This window comes from Burkholderia sp. LK4 (assembly GCF_001043615.1).
Taxonomy (GTDB): Bacteria; Pseudomonadota; Gammaproteobacteria; order Burkholderiales; family Burkholderiaceae; genus Burkholderia; species Burkholderia cepacia.
Genome location: NZ_LDUL01000041.1, coordinates 34,566 through 52,089 on the forward strand (window position 1 = coordinate 34,566; position 17,524 = coordinate 52,089).

17 protein-coding genes are annotated in these 17,524 nt (G+C 68.8%); 14 read left to right on the forward strand and 3 right to left on the reverse strand.

Going from position 1 to position 17,524, the window contains the following annotated elements:
- Positions 1-28: 28 nt before the first annotated feature.
- Positions 29-361, reverse strand: coding sequence for a hypothetical protein (locus VK92_RS41945; protein WP_156187232.1), 333 nt, complete (start codon positions 359-361; stop codon positions 29-31).
- Between VK92_RS41945 and VK92_RS20975 the strand changes: the two genes are divergently transcribed.
- From VK92_RS20975 to VK92_RS21030, 11 genes are all read left to right on the forward strand, one after another.
- A complete protein-coding gene (locus VK92_RS20975) occupies positions 360-1,910 on the forward strand; it encodes a sensor domain-containing diguanylate cyclase (RefSeq protein WP_048024631.1) in 1,551 nt (516 codons plus the stop codon). The genes VK92_RS41945 and VK92_RS20975 overlap by 2 nt on opposite strands.
- A 244-nt stretch (positions 1,911-2,154) precedes the next feature.
- The gene (locus VK92_RS20980) at positions 2,155-2,430 is read left to right on the forward strand and encodes a hypothetical protein (RefSeq protein ID WP_021158762.1); all 276 of its coding nucleotides are present in this window, start codon (positions 2,155-2,157) and stop codon (positions 2,428-2,430) included.
- A 242-nt stretch (positions 2,431-2,672) separates the two neighbouring features.
- Entirely contained in the window at positions 2,673-3,713 is a 1,041-nt protein-coding gene (locus VK92_RS20985) for a succinylglutamate desuccinylase/aspartoacylase family protein (protein ID WP_027791639.1), read from the forward strand.
- 103 nt (positions 3,714-3,816) lie between these two features.
- Positions 3,817-4,113, forward strand: a complete 297-nt coding sequence (locus VK92_RS20990) for a type II toxin-antitoxin system MqsR family toxin (protein ID WP_048024629.1) — start codon at positions 3,817-3,819, stop codon at positions 4,111-4,113.
- Positions 4,114-4,115: 2 nt separating this feature from the next.
- On the forward strand, positions 4,116-4,517 hold the full coding sequence (locus tag VK92_RS20995) for a type II toxin-antitoxin system MqsA family antitoxin (RefSeq protein WP_042974280.1): 402 nt from the start codon (positions 4,116-4,118) through the stop codon (positions 4,515-4,517).
- Between the two features lie 317 nt (positions 4,518-4,834).
- Positions 4,835-5,395, forward strand: coding sequence for a GNAT family N-acetyltransferase (locus tag VK92_RS21000; protein WP_027791642.1), 561 nt, complete (start codon positions 4,835-4,837; stop codon positions 5,393-5,395).
- 53 nt (positions 5,396-5,448) lie between these two features.
- Entirely contained in the window at positions 5,449-6,396 is a 948-nt protein-coding gene (locus VK92_RS21005; RefSeq protein WP_048024628.1) for an ABC transporter substrate-binding protein, read from the forward strand.
- 68 nt (positions 6,397-6,464) lie between these two features.
- Complete coding sequence (locus VK92_RS21010) at positions 6,465-7,514, forward strand: LLM class flavin-dependent oxidoreductase (protein WP_048024625.1); 1,050 nt, start codon at positions 6,465-6,467, stop codon at positions 7,512-7,514.
- A 7-nt stretch (positions 7,515-7,521) separates the two neighbouring features.
- Positions 7,522-8,874: an LLM class flavin-dependent oxidoreductase gene (locus tag VK92_RS21015; protein ID WP_048024623.1), complete on the forward strand. Its 1,353-nt coding sequence runs from the start codon at positions 7,522-7,524 to the stop codon at positions 8,872-8,874.
- A gap of 70 nt (positions 8,875-8,944) precedes the next feature.
- On the forward strand, positions 8,945-10,732 hold the full coding sequence (locus tag VK92_RS40400; RefSeq protein WP_081069976.1) for an amino acid ABC transporter permease/ATP-binding protein: 1,788 nt from the start codon (positions 8,945-8,947) through the stop codon (positions 10,730-10,732).
- Between the two features lie 34 nt (positions 10,733-10,766).
- Entirely contained in the window at positions 10,767-11,699 is a 933-nt protein-coding gene (locus tag VK92_RS21030) for an ABC transporter substrate-binding protein (protein ID WP_048024621.1), read from the forward strand.
- Positions 11,700-11,804: 105 nt separating this feature from the next.
- Here VK92_RS21030 and VK92_RS21035 read toward each other — a convergent pair whose 3' ends face one another.
- Together VK92_RS21035 and VK92_RS21040 are read right to left on the reverse strand one after the other, a co-directional pair.
- Complete coding sequence (locus VK92_RS21035; RefSeq protein WP_048024619.1) at positions 11,805-12,899, reverse strand: LLM class flavin-dependent oxidoreductase; 1,095 nt, start codon at positions 12,897-12,899, stop codon at positions 11,805-11,807.
- A gap of 52 nt (positions 12,900-12,951) precedes the next feature.
- Positions 12,952-13,863 carry an ABC transporter substrate-binding protein gene (locus VK92_RS21040; RefSeq protein WP_048024709.1) on the reverse strand — a complete coding sequence of 304 codons (912 nt, stop codon included), beginning with the start codon at positions 13,861-13,863 and terminating at the stop codon, positions 12,952-12,954.
- Between the two features lie 355 nt (positions 13,864-14,218).
- On the opposite strand from VK92_RS21040, the gene VK92_RS21045 reads away from it, so the two are divergent.
- From VK92_RS21045 to VK92_RS21055, 3 genes are all read left to right on the forward strand, one after another.
- A complete protein-coding gene (locus VK92_RS21045) occupies positions 14,219-15,136 on the forward strand; it encodes an alpha/beta hydrolase family protein (RefSeq protein ID WP_048024617.1) in 918 nt (305 codons plus the stop codon).
- Positions 15,133-15,564: a MarR family winged helix-turn-helix transcriptional regulator gene (locus tag VK92_RS21050; protein WP_021162132.1), complete on the forward strand. Its 432-nt coding sequence runs from the start codon at positions 15,133-15,135 to the stop codon at positions 15,562-15,564. Before VK92_RS21045 ends, VK92_RS21050 begins: the two co-directional genes overlap by 4 nt.
- A 486-nt stretch (positions 15,565-16,050) precedes the next feature.
- Positions 16,051-17,520 carry a sialidase family protein gene (locus VK92_RS21055; RefSeq protein ID WP_048024615.1) on the forward strand — a complete coding sequence of 490 codons (1,470 nt, stop codon included), beginning with the start codon at positions 16,051-16,053 and terminating at the stop codon, positions 17,518-17,520.
- Positions 17,521-17,524: the final 4 nt, after the last annotated feature.

Genomic DNA, 17,524 nt, shown 5'->3' on the forward strand with positions numbered 1-17,524 from the left:
CAGCCGGTCGCGGGTGGCAATCAGGTCATCAGGTCGCATCGCCTGCCCGCTTGCGGCGGTTTTCGTTCGTGTCGACCGCGCCCGGCGGATACGCGCCTGTCTCCTGTCGATCGCCGAGCCTCGTTCGGTTCGCAACGATGCTGCCCCGGCGCCGGCGAATGCGCAAGACTTTCGTGGGCGGGGTTGACGACTGGTGGCCGACGCGGCACGCGGGTCCGTCGGGCGATCCGGGCGCCCCGCGCCGCCCGTTTTTCATGGTAATGTCGTGCGCATCCGGCCTGGCCGGGCTTCCGCCACGTGCCGTGCGGGTGCCGCCAGCCATCGCGATATCAAGCGACATCGTGTCGAGGTCAAAAACCATGGCAGTCAGGGCATCTCTCCTGCACTCCGTTCTCGCCACTCCCCCCTCCGGCAACCACCGTGTGACGGCCGCGCTGCGCCCGTCGATGCTCGTTACCCTGTTCGAGGACGTCCGGCCGATGGCGCTCTCCGGGCTCGCGAGCGGCTTCGTCGCGGCCGTCGCGCTGATCCGGCTGCAGCAGCTCTGGTGCCTCGCGTGGCTGATCGTCGACGTCGGCCTGCTCATCGCGCGGCTCTCGATCGCGCGTGCGTACACGGTTCAGCGCGACGGCGGCGACGATCGCGCCGAATACTGGGCGATGCGCTATGCGCCCGTGTCGCTCGTCGCGTGCTTCGTGCTCGGCCTCGGCGTGATGGGCTGCGTGCAGGCCGTCGACGTCGAGCTCGGCACGCTGTCGGTGATGGTCGCGGGCGGCGTGTTCGGCGGGATCGCGTCGCGCAATTCGGCGCTGCCCCGGCTCGCGATGACGCAGGTCACGGTCGGCGTGCTGCCGATCGGCATCGGCGCGTTGCTGGCCCAGCGGCCGGGGGCGTGGCTGCTGCTGCCGCCGCTCGCGATCTACCTCGTCGCGATGCGCACCGTCGTCCAGCGTCACTATCGCGTGCTCGTCGCGCTGATTGCCGCGCGCCAGCGCAACGCGGAACTCGTCGCGCGCTTCGATGCCGCGCTCACCTACATGCCGCACGGCCTGTGCATGATCGACGGCGAGCACCGCGTGATCGTCGCGAACCGGCGCACCGCGCAACTGTTCGGCTCGCCGCGCCAGATCATGCTCGAAACGCCGCTGCCCGCCGTCGTCGCGGCGCTCGGCGCGAACGACGCGATCGATCCCGGCGGCGCGCGTCTCGCCGCGCAGTGCGAGATCTGGCTGACCTGCGACGAACCCGCACCGCTCGACCTGGTGCTCGCCGATGGCCGCCAGCTCGAACTGACGCGCCATCTCGTGCCGGACGGCAACGCGGTGATCATCGTCGAGGACGTCACCGCGCGCCGCCAGACCGAACAGCACATCCGGCATCTCGCGCGGCACGATGCGCTGACGGGTTTGCCGAACCGCCACGAACTGCATGCGGAACTCAAGCGGATGCTCGCGAGCCGCTCACGCACGCCGGAGTCCGGGCTCGCCGTGATGTATCTCGACCTCGACGGCTTCAAGGCGATCAACGACCGGTTCGGCCACCAGGCCGGCGACGACGTGCTGACGCAGGTTGCCGAGCGACTCGGCAAGACGCTGCCGCCCGGCGAGCTGGCCGCGCGCATCGGCGGCGACGAATTCGTCGTCGCGATCGACGACGCGACGATGCACGCATGCTCGCTCCTCGCCGCGCGCATCATCCGGCAGATCTCGGCGCCGTACACGCTGTCGATCGGCGAGACCGTGATCCTGGGGATCAGCATCGGCATCGCACTCGACGACGGGCACGGCTCCCCCGACGAACTGATCCGGCAGGCCGACAGCGCGCTGTACGACGCGAAATCGGCCGGCAAGGGCATCTACCGCTTCTATTCGAGCGGCAGCAGCCGGGTCACGCCGGCCACCGCGAGCTGACCCGGCTGCGCAGTCCTCTTTCTCCCGCGTCGACGCCTCCCGACGATTCAATTCCGAAACGCTTTGCGTGACCGCACGTGGCGTCGCGCGCTCGCGTGTCACGTGACGTGTTCCGTAACATCGGCGCCCACGGCCCGTCACGTTGGCTGCAGAAGCCTGCACGATCGATGCAGTGCGGGGCTTTTCGAACCTGGCACTCTTATTGCTCCCTGTCAGGGGAAACAGGTGGTCAGGGAGACCCAACATGAATACCGTCGAAGTCCTCAGCCGCAGCGAAACCATCGACGAACTGGATGTGATCGACGGCGCATCGCTGATCCGCCGGCTCGTTTCCGAACGCCGCATGCCGGCCGCACGCGAAGCCCGATGCGTCGACAATCCGCCGCTGACGCTGTACGGCGCGTTTCGCCAGGGCGTCGCCGATCACGCCGCCCGCCGCGCGAATCCGTATCGCGCCGGCAGCCGTTTCTGGGCACTGTGGGAAGAAGGACGTCTCGAAGCTGAAACATCGGGCCGGTGAGCCGGCCTGGCACGCCGGCCCCGTCGCGACAAGGGCCGGCGCGAAACGCCGGGCCAGAATGAGGCCGGCAGGCGTTCACCGCTGCAACATCGCACCGGGTTCCGCGCATCGGCTTTGCAACTCGCCCTGATGCCTCCATGCGCTTGCCGGCTGATGGCGTTCGGCGTCGCTCGCGACCGGCGCGGCGCGCGGCGGTCGTTTCCCGATAAGATGGCAGATTCCGTTCATCGAACGATGCCGCCATGACCGCCTCCTCCTCACACCGCAATCCCATCCACTGCGAAATCGATCTCGACGCACAAGGCAAGCACGCGGGCTACCTGCGGCTGCCGCATTCCGTACACCGCTCGGCGTATGGCTGGCTGCCGATCCCGATCGCGTCGATTCGCAACGGCGACGGCCCGGTCGCGCTCGTGATGGCCGGCAACCACGGCGACGAGTATGAAGGCCAGATCATCGTGTCGCAACTGATGCGCGAGATCGAGCCCGGGATGGTCAGCGGGCAGCTGATCCTGCTGCCGATGGCGAATTTCCCGGCGGCGGACGCGGGCCTGCGCGTGTCGCCGCTCGACCAGGGCAACCTGAACCGCAGCTTCCCCGGCGATCCGGCCGGCACGCCGACGCAGATGATCGCCCACTACATCGAGCATGTCCTGCTGGCGCGCTCGCAGTATCTGGTCGACCTGCACTCGGGCGGCAGCTCGCTGCTGTACCAGGGCGGCAACATGCTCGCGATCGACCCGCTCGACGCCGACGAAGCCGCGAAGCTCAACGGGCTGCTGGTCGCGTTCGGGTTGCAGAACGCGCTGCTGCACGCGCCGAATCCCGTGCACTCGGCCTCGGCCGCGCGGCGCCAGGGCGCGATCTCGATCGTGACCGAACTCGGCGGTGCCGGCATGGCCGACCCGTCGCTGATCCGGCTCGGTCGCCACGGGCTGCTGCACTACCTCGGTTACATCGGCCTGCTGCGCGGCGCGCTCGTGCCCGACGCGCCGCCCACCGTCACGCGCTTCATGCGTGTCGACGGCGATCGCCACTTCGTCTACGCGTACGAGCGCGGGCTGTACGAGCCGCTCGTCGAACTCGGCGACCAGGTGAAGGCCGGGCAGCCGGCCGCATGGGTGCATTTCCCCGATACGCCGCTGCGCGAGCCGGTGCTGCACCGCTTCAAGGGCGACGGCGAAGTGGTGTGCAAGCGCGTGCCCGCGCAGGTGCAGCGCGGCGATTGCCTGTTCCAGCTCGCGGAGTTGTCGGCCCCGCCGAGCATCGGCCAGACGGCCTAAAACCGGATCCATCTCTTTTCCATGCGGTCTGCCAGTCATGGCGGACGGCATGCGCTCGCCATTAACCAACTTGACAAATTAACTTACTTGGTTATGATCGCCAATGGAAAAGAGAAGGCCTCATTGCAAGCTGTCCCTCGTCAAGGCGCGGGTCGAATCCGGCCAGGTCCGGTTGACCGCGAGCGCGGTACTCGGCGCGCGGCAACTCGGTTTCACGGAACGGGAGGCGCTCGATGTCGTGATGTCGCTGACCGACCTCGACTTCCACAAGAGCATGACGACGTACGCCGACCACACGATCTGGCAGGACGTCTACCGGCCGTTGACGGTGCGCGGCGACGTGTACCTGAAACTGACGGTGATCGACGATGTGCTGATCGTGTCTTTCAAGGAGCGATGAAAATGAAATGTCCTGCATGCGGTGCCGCGAAGCTCGTCCGCGACACGCGCGACATCCCTTATACCTACAAGGGCCGGTCGACTGTCGTCCGCGCCATCACCGGCGAGTTCTGCCCGGCCTGCGGGGAATCGGTACTGGATCTCGACGAAGCGACCCGTCTCGGCGAAGCAATCAGCGAGTTCAACAAGCAGGTGAACGCCACCATCGTCGACCCGAATTACATCGCGAAGGTACGCAAGAAGCTGAGGCTCGACCAGCGCGAGGCGGCCGAGCTTTTCGGCGGCGGCGTCAACGCGTTCTCCCGTTACGAAACAGGCAAGACGAATCCGCCGCTTGCCCTCGTGAAACTGCTGAAGATCCTCGATCGTCACCCCGATCTGCTCGCCGAAGTCCGGGCGGCATAGGCGCTCGCATGCCGGCATCGCGCACGCGCGTGTATCGGCTTCGATGCATGCGCATGCACCGCGTCGTCGCCACCCCACTCCCGCTTCGAGCCTTCTGACGTCCGCCGCGAAATCCTTATCGAAATTGCTTCGTTCGCCTTTGCCGGCCGCGCCGCTAACGTGTTCAAAACGGCGGCGGCCCGCCACCTGCATCCCGGCAGGACACGCACCGGCCGCCGCCATCACGACAACCGCGTCGCGATAACGGAACAGACCGGACGGGCCGCGTGCCCGCACCCCGCCAGGAACGTCCGCATCGCGCGCCCTTCGCGATGCCCATGGCCACGACCGACCGCATCATCGACACGACGCCGCTCGACGTCCGCGCGCAACCGCTGATCGACGCACTGATCGACGAGTATTCGACCCGTTACAACGCGTATCGCCCCGACAGCCACGCGTCCGCACGCGAGGAGCTCGCGCGCTACCCGGCCGAACTGTTCGCGCCGCCCGAAGGCGCGTTCGTGCTGCTGCTGCGCGACGGCGAGACGATCGGCGGCGGCGCGTTCAAGCGCTACGACGCGCAGACCGCCGAGCTCAAACGCATCTGGACCCGCGCGGACCTGCGCCGTCAGGGCCTCGCACGCATCATCGTGGAGGCACTCGAACTGCGCGCCGCGCAGCAGGGCTATCGCCGCATCTACCTGACTACCGGTTTTCGCCAGCCCGAAGCATGGGCGCTGTACGACCGCACCGGCTATACGCGGCTGTTCGATTCGTCGATCGCCCCCGAGGTGCATTACCACCTGCGGTTCGGCAAGGATCTCGCCGATCCGTCGCGCACGTCGACGCTGGCCGACCTGTGGGCGCCCGTGCCCGAACCGGCGCTGCCGCGCTGACCGCCGCGCCCCCGCCTTCCTCCGATTTCCGCTTGCCACCACAGGACGCTTTCATGCAACGAGCCGTACCGTTTTCTTCCCGTGCCGCGCGCACGCTGGCCACCGCGTTGATTGGCCTGACCGCGTTCGCCGCAGCCGCGGCCGCCGCCACGTTCGACTTGAGCCCCGAACAGCGCGGGCGCCCGCGCGGCGTGGCCGATGCGGCAGTCGAGCGCGCGGTGCCCGCGTCGTTCAAGTTCGCCGAACCCGGCACGCTGACGATCGGCATCGCGCCGAGCCTGCCGCCGATCAGTTCGTATGCAACCGATGCTCGCACGGTGATCGGCTTCGACGCCGACGTCGGCCAGCTCGTGTCCGACAGCCTCGGCCGCAAGCTGAAGATCGTCGCGCTCGCGTGGGCCGACTGGCCGCTCGCGCTCGAATCCGGAAAAGTCGACGCGGTGATCTCGAACGTCACCGTCACCGAGGAACGCAAGCAGAAGTTCGATTTCTCGACCTACCGCAAGGACCAGGTCGGCTTCTACGTGCGCAACGACAGCAAGATCCAGGCGATCCGCGAGCCGAAGGACGTCGCGGGGCTGCGTGTCGTGACCGATGCCGGCACCAACCAGGAAAAGATCCTGCTCGCGTGGGATCGCGAGAACGTCGCGCACGGGCTGAAACCCGTGCAGATCCAGTACTACGACGACCAGGCGATGCGCATCGTCGCCGTGCAGTCGGGCCGTGCCGATGCCGTGTTCAGCGTGAACTCGGTGCTCGCGTACCAGAGCGCGCAGCAAGGCAAGACACGGCTCGTCGGCGCAATCAGCGGCGGCTGGCCGCGCACGGCCGACATCGCGATCGCGACGCGCCGCGGCAGCGGGCTTGCCGATCCGCTGACCGTCGCGCTGAACGGGTTGATCAGGAGCGGCCGCTACCAGCAGGTGCTCGACCGCTGGAACCTCGCGTCCGAAGCGATCGACCAGTCGCGCACGAATCCGCCCGGGCTGCCGAAGAGCTGAGCGCCACGCCCGCCCTTCGTCCCGTCCCGTCACGCTTACTTCACGCTCAAGCAGGAACGCCGCCCACCATGTCTTATTCGCTTTCGTTGCTGGACAAGAGTCCGATCGCCGACGGCGCGAACGCCGCCGACGCGCTGCGCTTCACCACGACGCTCGCGCAGCGCGCCGAACAGCTCGGCTACGAGCGCTTCTGGGTCGCCGAGCATCATGGCACGCAGGCCTTCGCGAGCTCCGCGCCGGAAATCGTCGTCGCGCACCTGCTCGCGCACACGTCGCGCATCCGCGTCGGCTCGGGCGGCGTGATGCTGCAGCACTACAGCCCGTTCAAGGTCGCCGAGACGTTCAAGGTACTGGCTGCGCTCGCGCCGGGCCGCGTCGACCTCGGCGTCGGCAAGGCGCCCGGCGGGTTGCCGCTGACCACGCGCGCGCTGCAGTGGTTCCACGACAAGGCGCGCAAGCCGGACTTCGCGGGCCAGCTCGCGGAACTCGACGCGTTTCTCGGCTGGGGCGTCGCGGAGGATCACCCGCTCGCCGGCGCGGTCGCGCTGCCCGTGCCGCCGCAGGCGCCCGAACGCATCCTGCTCGGCGGCTCGCCGGACAGCGGCACGCTCGCCGCGCGCAACGGCTGGCGCTTCTGCTACGCGGGGCATTTCAACGGCGACGACGCGAACATCGAACGCTCGCTCGACGCGTACCGCAGCGCGGGCGGCACACGGCCGCTGGTCGCGCTGTACGCGGTGGCCGCGCCGACGCGCGACGAGGCCGAGCAGCTGATCGGGCCGCTGAAGATCTTCAAGCTGCAACTCGCGGGCGGCCAGAGCTTCAACCTCCCCAGTGCGCAGGCGGCCGCCGAATTCGCGCGGCAGAGCGGCGCGTCCGACTACCGCATCGACGAGCTGCGCCCGACGGTGCTGGCCGACACTCCCGATCGCGTGCACCACGCGCTCGATGTGCTGAGCCGGCGGCTCGACGTCGACGCGTTCGTGATCGATTCGCCGGTGACCGACTACGCGGCGCGGCTCGCATCGGCCGAATGGCTCGGCGGCGCGCTGTCGGCCACGCCGTTGCAGGCGGCCCTCGCGGCCGACCGCTCCCTTTCCCCTGACCAGAACGCGTGACGCTCCCATGACGACCCGACGATCGATCCCTTTCGGCCTGATGCTGCAAGGCGCAGGCAGCCACATGAACGCATGGCGGCACCCGAGCAACCCGCCGGACGCGAGCATCAACCTCGATTTCGCGATCGGCATCGCCCGCAAGGCGGAAGCCGCCGGCATCGCCTTCGCGTTCGTCGCGGACGGCCTCTACATCAACGAGAAGTCGATCCCGCACTTCCTGAACCGCTTCGAGCCGCTGACCGTGCTGTCGGCTCTCGCGGTCGCGACGAAGAAGATCGGGCTCGCGGGCACGATCTCGACGTCGTACAGCGAGCCGTTCACGGTCGCCCGCCAGCTGGCGTCGCTCGATGCGATCAGCGGCGGGCGCGCGGGCTGGAACGTCGTGACGACGCCGCTCGAGGGCACCGCGAAGAACTTCGGCAAGGCGCATCCCGATCATGAGTTGCGCTACGAGATCGCCGACGAATACCTCGACGTCGTGCAGGGCCTGTGGGACAGCTGGGACGACGACGCATTCGTGCGCGACCGCGCGACCGGCCGCTTCTTCGATCGCGACAAGCTCCACACGCTCGATCACCACGGCCGCTTCTTCCAGGTCGCGGGCCCGCTGAACATCCAGCGGTCCCCGCAGGGGCAGCCGGTGATCTTCCAGGCCGGCTCCTCCGACACCGGCATCGGGCTCGCCGGAAAGTATGCGGATGCCGTGTTCACGCATTCGCCGTCGCTCGACGAAACGGCCGCGTTCACGCGGCGCGTCAAGCAGAGCGCGATCGAGCACGGCCGGCAAGGCAGCGACGTGAAGGTCTTCCCCGGCATCGGGCCGATCGTCGGCCGCACGGCCGCCGAGGCCGAGGACAAATACCAGGCGATCCGCGACCTGCTGACGATCGACGAGGCGCTCGCCTATCTGGGCCGCTATTTCGATCACCACGATTTCACGCAGTACGCGCTCGACGCGCCGTTCCCGGAACTCGGCGAGCTCGGCCGCAACAGCTTCCGCTCGACCACCGACCGGATCAAGGCCGACGCGAAGCAGAAAGGCCTGTCGCTGCGCGAGACGGCGCTCGCGGTCGCCACCCCGCGCCCGAACTTCATCGGCACGGCCGAGCATGTCGCCGACGAGCTGATCCGCTGGCACGACGCGGGCGCCGGCGACGGCTTCATCCTCGGCTTCGCGGTGCAGGCGCAAGGCGTCGACGATTTCGTCGAACTCGTGATCCCGGCGCTCGAGGCGCGCGGCCGCTACAGCCGCGACCTGCCCGGCGCGACGCTGCGCGACCACCTCGGCCTGCCGCGCAAGGCAAGCCGTCACGCGGTGCCTGACGCGTCGCCCGAAACGGCGGCCGAAGCGCACGCCTGACACCCGCCGCCGCGCCGCCCGTGCGCGTGCGCGGCGCGTCCGCCCGACCGATTCGAGGATTTCCACCGACATGAGCGACACGACCCACCTCGGCGGCGCGCTGCCGCCGCTCTCTTCCCCCGGCGCGCGCGACGCCGGCACGCGCTTCCGGATCGTGCCCGCGCGTCACCGGTCGCGCACGGCCGGCACCGTGCTCGCCGTCGCGCTGATCGCGATCGTCCTGCATTCGATTCTCGGCAACCCGCAATGGGGCTGGCCGGTGTTCGCCGAATGGTTCCTGTCGCCGCCGGTGCTGTCGGGGCTCGCGCGCACGCTGGTGCTGACGCTGCTCGGCGCGGTGTTCGGCTTCGTGCTCGGCGCGTTCGTCGCGCTGGCCCGGCTGTCGCGTTCGCGGCTGCTGTCGGCGAGCGCGTGGGCCTTCGTGTGGCTGTTCCGCTCGATTCCGCTGATCGTGCTGCTGCTGATCCTGAACAACCTCGGCTACCTGTACGAGCATGTGCGGCTCGGCGTGCCGTTCACCAGCATCGTATGGTTCGACACGCCGACCACCGACCTGATCAGCCCGTTCCTCGCGGCCGTGCTCGGCCTCACGCTGAACCACGCGGCGTTTTCCGCGGAAGTGATTCGCGGCGGCATTCTCGCGGTCGACCAGGGGCAGCTCGAAGCGGCGGCCGCGCTCGGCCTGCCGCGCGGCCGCCAGACCACGCGGATCGTGCTGCCGCAGGCGATGCGCGCGATCCTGCCGACCGCGTTCAACGACCTGATCTCGCTCGCGAAAGGCACGTCGATGGTCTACGTGCTCGCGATGCCGGAGCTGTTCTATACGGTGCAGGTGATCTATCGCCGCAATCTCGAGGTGATTCCGCTGCTGATGGTCGCGACCGTCTGGTACCTGATCATCCTGACCGTGCTGTCGGCGATCCAGGTGCAGGTCGAGCGCCACTATGCGCGCGGCGCGCTGCGCAACCCGCCGCCATCCGTCGTCACGTTCGCGCTCGCGCGCCTCGGCGTGCTGTGGCGGCGTGTCAGGTCCCGCCGCGATGATTCGCTCGTGCGCGCCGAAGGCGATGCCGACACGGTGGCCGTCGCGCCACGCGCCGGCGGCGAAGTGGCCGTGCACGGCGTATCGAAACAGTTCGGCATGCAGCGTGTGCTCGACAACGTCTCGTTCGTCGCGCCGCGCGGCAGCGTGACCGTGATCGTCGGGCCGTCGGGCTCGGGCAAGTCGACGCTGCTGCGCACGATCAACCATCTCGAACGCGTCGACGACGGCTTCATCGACATCGACGGCGAACTGATCGGCTATCGCCGCGACGGCGACGTGCTCTACGAGTTGAAGGAGCGCGACGTGCTGACGCGGCGCACCGCCGTCGGGATGGTGTTCCAGAACTTCAACCTGTTCCCGCACCTGACGGTGCTCGAGAACCTGATCGAGGCACCGGTCGCCGTCGGCGGCGTCACGCGCGACGCCGCCGAGCGCATCGCCCGCACGTTGCTCGCTCGCGTCGGTCTCGCGGACAAGGCCGATGCGTATCCGCGCCAGCTCTCCGGCGGCCAGCAGCAGCGCGTCGCGATCGCGCGGGCACTCGCGTTGCGCCCGAAGGTACTGCTGTTCGACGAACCGACTTCCGCGCTCGACCCGGAACTCGTGAACGAGGTGCTCGACGTGATCAAGGAACTCGCGCGCTCGGGCACGACGCTCGTGATCGTCACGCACGAGATCGGCTTCGCGCGCGAAGTCGCGGACAATGTGCTGTTCATGGAGCGCGGGCGCGTCGTCGAATCCGGGCCGCCGGCCGTCGTGCTCGACGCGCCGACGCATGCGCGCACGCGCGCGTTCCTGTCGCGGGTGCTGTGATGCGCGCCGCTGTCGACTCCCGAGGGGCCGCACGATGACCGACCGACGCCAGTTCATGACCGCCGCGCTGGTCGCGGCAGCGGGCTTGCCGTGGCGCGCGGCGCATGCGGCCACCGCGACGGCCGACCTCGACCCGCGCCAGGCGGGCCGCGTGCGTGCCGGACGCGACGACGCGGCGATCCGCGCGGCAGCCGGCTACCGCTGGGTGCGCGACGACGCGTTCACGGTCGCGATTTCACCGCACGCGCCGCCCGTATCGACCTACGCGACCGACGCACGCACCGTGGTCGGCGCCGATCCCGACTATGCGCAGCTCGTCGCCGACGCGCTCGGCCGCACGCTTGTGCTGGTGCCGATCGCATGGGCCGACTGGCCGCTCGGGTTGACGTCCGGCAAGTACGACGCGGTGATCTCGAACGTCGGCGTGACCGAGAAGCGCAAGGAGAAATACGATTTCACGACCTACCGGCTCGGGCTGCACGGCTTCTACGTGCGCACCGGCAGCCCGATCGCGAGGATCGCCGAGCCGAAGGACATCGCCGGCCTGCGCATCATCACGGGCGCGGGGACGAGCCAGGAGCGCATCCTGCTCGAGTGGAACAAGCGCAACGTGGCGCAGGGGCTGAAGCCGGCCGAGCTGCAATATTTCGACGACGATGCGACGTCGCGCATCGCGCTGCTGTCGGGCCGCGCCGATGCCGAGCTGAACCCGAACGCGTCGCTCGCGTACGAGGCCGCGCGCACCGGCAAGATCCGCCGTGTCGGCGTCGTCAATGCGGGCTGGCCGGCCAACGCCGACGTGGCGATCGCGACGCGGCGCGGCAGCGGGCTCGCGCCCGCGCTGACGCTGGCGACAAACGCGCTGATCGGCAGCGGCCGCTACGGACAGGCGCTCGCGCGCTGGGGTCTGCAGAGCGAGGCGATCGCGCGGGCGGAAACCAATCCGCCGGGATTGCCGTCGTTCTGAAGGCTCTCGCTAATCGACCACCCGAATGACATCGCCCCGGCATCCCGCAACGGGAATGCCGGGGCGAACCGAAGCAGCCTCCTGCGTCGCAACGACGCGATGCGCCTACGCAGGCACCGCCGCGTGATGTCGGTCGAGCTCCGCGACCTGCGCATGAATCGCCGGAATCAGGTGGCGCCCGTAATCGAGCGCATCGTCGAGCGGGTCGAACCCGCGAATCAGGAACGTCGATACGCCGAGCCGGTAATACGCCCCGAGCGCACGCGCGACCTGCTCGGGCGTGCCGACCAGCGCGGTCGAATTCCAGCGCGCGCCGGTCAGGTTCGCGACGCCCATCCACAACCGCTCGTCGAGCACGTCGCCCTGCGCGGCGGCGGCCATCAGCCGTTGCGAGCCCGCGTTTTGCGGCGCGTGGCCGTCGATCGGCTGGCCGTTCGCGAGCCGCGCCGCGCGCACGCGCTCGCGGATCGCCTCGGCCTTCTCCCACGCGGCCGCCTCGGTATCGGCGACGATCGGCCGGAACGACACGCTGATGCGCGGCGCACGCCCGAACGGCGCGGCGGCCGCATGCACGCGCGCGATCTGCTCGCGCACCGACGCGAGCGGCTCGCCCCACGTCATGTAGACATCGGCATGCTCGCCCGCCACCGCCAGCGCGGCCGGCGACGAGCCGCCGAAATAGATCGGCACATGCGGCCGTTGCGCGCCCTTCACGAGCGGCGACGCGCCGCGCAACCGGTAGAACGCGCCATCGTGGTCGACCGGCGCGTCGGCCTGCCAGATCCGTTTCAGCACGTCGAGATACTCGCCGGTGCGGCGATAGCGCGCGTCGTGCGGCACGAAATCGCCGTCGCGCTGAAGATCGGTATCGTCGCCGCCCGACACGACGTTCAGCGCGAGCCGGCCGCCGCTGAACACGTCGAGCGTCGCGATCTGCCGCGCGGCGGCCGACGGCACGATCACGCCCGGCCGGTGCGCGAGCAGGATGCGGATGCGTTCGGTCGCGGCGGCCGCGAACGACGCGACGATGAAGCCGTCCGCCGCGTTGCTGAAATGGCCGACCAGGATCTGGTCGAAGCCGGCGGCCTCGTGCGCCTGCGCGAAGCGGCGCACGTAGTCGGGCTGGACGGCGGCGCCGCCCGGTACGTCGACCTCCGCGCCGGGCGTCGCGGTGATCATGCCGATGATGTCGACGGGCATGTCGAGGGTCCTTGTCGTTGTCGATCGGAAATGGCTGCGCGCTGCGGCACGCTCACTGCGCGGCGGCCGTCTTCTGCGCGGGCACGGCGAACGCGCCCGCATACGAGCGGTCGAGCAGCTTCGCCGTGTCGTACGCGGCCGGAATCACGCCGGCCTTGTGCAGGAAGTCGGCGGTGTTCTGCGCATCCTTGGCGGCCGTGTCGTCGACGGGGCCCACGCGCTGGTGCGCATTGTTGAGCCAGCGGTACGCGACGTCCGGCTCGAGCTTCGCGCGCTTCGCCCACAGGTCGGCATACTCGCGCGGATGGCTGTCGACCCACTGGCGTGCGGCCACCACGCGCTTCAGGAAATCGGCGATCTCGGCGCGCTTGCCCGTTGCGGCCTGCTCGTTCGCGGCGACGAAGCTCAGCGCCGGCATCAGCCCCTGCGCGGTCGTCACGGGCCGGGCGCCCTGCCGCAGCGCGAGCGTGCTGACGAACGGCTCCCACAGCGACACGGCGTCGACCGAGCCGTTCGCGAGTGCGTTGGTCGCATCGATCGGCATCAGGTACGCGTACTTGACCGAATCCGCGCGCAGGCCGGCGTGTTCGAGCGCGCGCAGCACGAGCTGCTGGCTCCATGCGCCGCGCCAGACGGCAATGGTCTTGCCCTGCAGGTCGGCGACGGTGCGCACCGGCGAGTTCTTCGGCACGAGGATCGCAACGCCGTCGAGGCTCTGCCGCGACACCGCGACGACTTTCACCGGCGCGCCGCGCGCGGCCAGCGTGAGCAGCGCGGAATCGCCGAGGAAGCCGACGTCGATCGCGTTGCCGTTCAGGCTTTCGGCGACGGGCGCGGCGGCCTGGAAGTGCTTCCACTCGATCGTGTAAGGCAGGTCCTTCAGCACGCCGGATGCCTCCATCGACGCCTGGATGTTGAAGTAGTTCTGTTCACCGACGCGCAGCGTGACGGTGTCTTTGGCCATGCCTGGCTGCGCGGCAAGCGCCAGCAAGAGTGCCGTGACGATTCGGCTCAGCAACGTGATCTCCCGGAAGGTTGGCGGGCGCCCGCGCGATCGCGGCGCCACGTGATCCGCCGTGCCCGGCGGCCGGCGGAACGGATGGAACCGGTGAAGATACGTCGATCCGCACCATGAAACAAACGCAATATTCTTCTATGCAAAGATGCAAATGTTTTATGACATGACCGGTATCGCCGGATGCCGCCCGCCGCCCGTCCGGGAGCCCGGTTCGAATGAATCCTCGACAGATATTTCGTGCGCGAAATAAATCCCGGACTATATTTCGCATACGAAATAACCATCCGGAACGAGGACGGCCATGACCTCCCAACCCATCGAGTTTTCCGCCGCTGACGGCTACGCGTTGCACGGCACGCTGTGGTCGCCGGACGCGGCGCCGCGCGCGCTGGTGCTGATCCATCCGGCGACGGCCGTGCCGGAGCGGCTGTATGCGGGCTTCGCACGCTTCCTGACCGAGCGTGGTTTCGCTGCGCTCACCTACAACTATCGCGGCATCGGTGCATCGCGGCCCGCGCGCCTGGGTGCGCTGCAGGCCCGCATGCGCGACTGGATGGAGCTCGACGTGGGTGCCGCGACCGCGTGGGCACGGCAGGCCTATGAAGGGCTGCCGCTGCTGGCGGTCGGGCACAGCGTCGGCGGGCACGCGATCGGGCTGTCCGCCGCCACGCCGCACCTGCGCGCGGCCGTGCTCGTCGCCGCGCATGCGGGCAGCACGCGACTGATCACGCAGGCGGCCGAACGCGTGAAGGTGCGGCTGATCCTGCGTGTGCTCGGCCCGCTGATGTCGGCGCTGCTCGGCTACGTGCCCGGCAAGCGACTCGGTCTCGGCGAAGACATGCCGGCCGGCGTGTTCCGCGAATGGAGCCGCTGGACGACGCTGCCGCATTATTTCTTCGACGATCCGACGCTCGGTGCGGCCGAGCGCTTCGCGAAGCAACGGTTGCCGATTCTCGCGCTCGGCTTCGACGACGATCCGTGGGCGAACCCGGCTGCGATCGGCCTGCTGGTAAGCTATCTGACCCGCGCGCCGGTCGAACGCCGCCAGATCGATCCGCGCGCGGCGGGCAGCGGCCCGGTCGGGCACATGGGCTTCTTTCGCAGTCGGCCCGGCGCCGTGCTGTGGCCCGACGTGGCCGACTGGCTCGCGCGGGCACTCGACGCACCACGCACCGCGGGCCGCCCCTCCCTTTCCATTGCAGCCGGGAACCCAGCTTGAGCGAAGACCGACGACTGTTTTTCATGTTGAACATCGGCCAGCGGCGCGTGCAGCGCTGGATCGACCGCAAGGCCGAAACCGAGACGCGCGCGAGCGCCGCGCAGGCCGGTGCACTGTTCTGTCTCGCGAAGCAGGACGGCGCGCTGATCGGCGAAATCGGTGCCGCGCTGCAGCTCGCGCCGTCCGCGATGACGGGCCTCGCCGACCGCATGGCAAAGGCCGGCCTCATCACGCGTCACGCCGATTCGGACGACGGCCGCGCCACGCGGCTGTACCTGACCGACGACGGCCAGGCGGCGCTCAAGCGCGCACGCGTGCTGCTGCGCGAGCTGAACGGCAAGCTGTGCGACGGGTTTTCCGATGCCGAACTCGACGTCGTCGCGCGCTGGCTGCACGCGTTGCAGGATCGCTTTCCGGCCGAACGCTGAACCGCGCCGACCGCGCACCGCATCGGCACGAATCCGCGTAATCGATAGCGATTCCGATTCGTGCCTTCGATTCGCGCCTTCGATTCGTTCATTCGATTCGGTTTCCGAACTTTCCGGCGGAAAATCTTGCGTCCCGGAAGCGCTGTTTCGGCAACGCTTTCCGGCTACGTACTGTTACAAAAAATCGCCTCCCGCGCCGCATACCGATCGCCTACATTCAATCCACTTCGACGCATTCGCCGTATGCACGGACTGGCCTTCCCGTCGCGTCCGCCTCCGTGGACGCACCCGACAAGCAATGAAAACGAAGAGGTGTCTTGACCGACGTGCTGGCGGCATCCAGCACACGCGGATTGCGATGACCGAAACGGCTTCCTGAACGACACGATCCGACGCGCGGCACGGCATTCGTTGCCGCCGCGTACCGGTGCGCGACGCGCCGCTCGATGCCCGCCATCGCCGCCGCACGTCAACGAGGAGCTGTCCATGCGACGTTCGACCGTATCCCACCCGCTTGTCACCGGCCTGACCCGCCTCACCCGCCTGTCCGCCGTGGCGGCCGTGGCAATGGCCGCCACCGCGGCCGCGCATGCCGACCCCGTGGCCGTGTCCGGCCCGAGCCCGTTCTCCGCCTGCACCATCGGCGGCCCCGGCACGAACTACGTGAACGCCGAGGTCGAACCGTGGCTGTCGGTCAACCCGGCGAACCCGATGAACATGATCGGCGTGTGGCAGCAGGACCGCTGGTCGAACGGCGGCGCCCACGGGCTCGTCGCCGGCTACACGTTCGACGCGGGCGCGACCTGGGCCCGCACGCCGCAGCCGTTCAGCGCATGCGCGCCGGGCGGGCTGAAGTACGAGCGCGCGTCCGATCCATGGGTATCGTTCGGGCCGGACGGCACCGCGTATTCGGTATCGATCTCGTTCAACCAGTCGAACAATGCCAACGCGGTGGCCGCGTCGGTGTCGACCGATGGCGGGCAGACCTGGAGCAGCCCGGCCGTGCTGATCGCGAACGACGAACCGACGACGCAGTTCTTCAACGACAAGGAATCGGTGACGGCGAACCCGGTGAAGGCCGGCACGGCCTACGCGGTGTGGGACCGCCTCGAACTGCCGAACGGCAACCCGTACGCGAACCTGCATACGCACGCATACCGCGGGCCGACGCTGTTCTCGAAGACGACCGACGGCGGCAAGACGTGGAGCACGCCGAAGGTCATCGTCAACGTGCCGTCGCGTCAGCAGACGATCGGCAACCAGATCGTCGTCGATCCGAAGAGCGGCACGCTCTACGACTTCTTCGACCTGATCCAGCCGCCGTTCAGCAAGGCGGCAGGCAAGGTCGCGTTCATCAAGTCGACCGACGACGGCGCGACGTGGACGAAACCGCAGGTGATCGCGGGGCTGCAGACGGTCGGCGTCACCGATCCGAACACCGGCGAGCCCGTGCGCACCGGCGACATCATTCCGGAACCCGCGATCGATCCGGCATCCGGGCAGCTTTACGTGGTGTGGCAGGACAGCCGCTTCAACGGCGGCACGTACGACGAGATCGCCGTATCGACGTCGAAGGACGGCGGCGCGACGTGGAGCACGCCGCAGCAGTTGAACACGCCGACCGGGCGCCCTGCGTTCAATCCGTCGGTGCGCGTCGACAACACGGGCGCCGTGATGGTCACCTACTACGACTTCCGTGACCTGCAGGCCGGCAACACGACGACGCTGCCGACCGGTTTCTGGCGCAAGATCTCGCATGACGGCGGCACGACGTTCGCCGACGAGCGGCGCGTCGGCGGCCCGTTCGACCTGAAGCTCGCGCCGAACGCGGAAGGCTTCTTCATCGGCGACTACCAGGGGCTCGACGTGATGCCTTCGTCGTCGTTCCACCCGTTCTTCGTGCAGACCAACGCGGGCAACCTGACGAACCGCACCGACGTGTTCTTCGCGCCGTGATGCA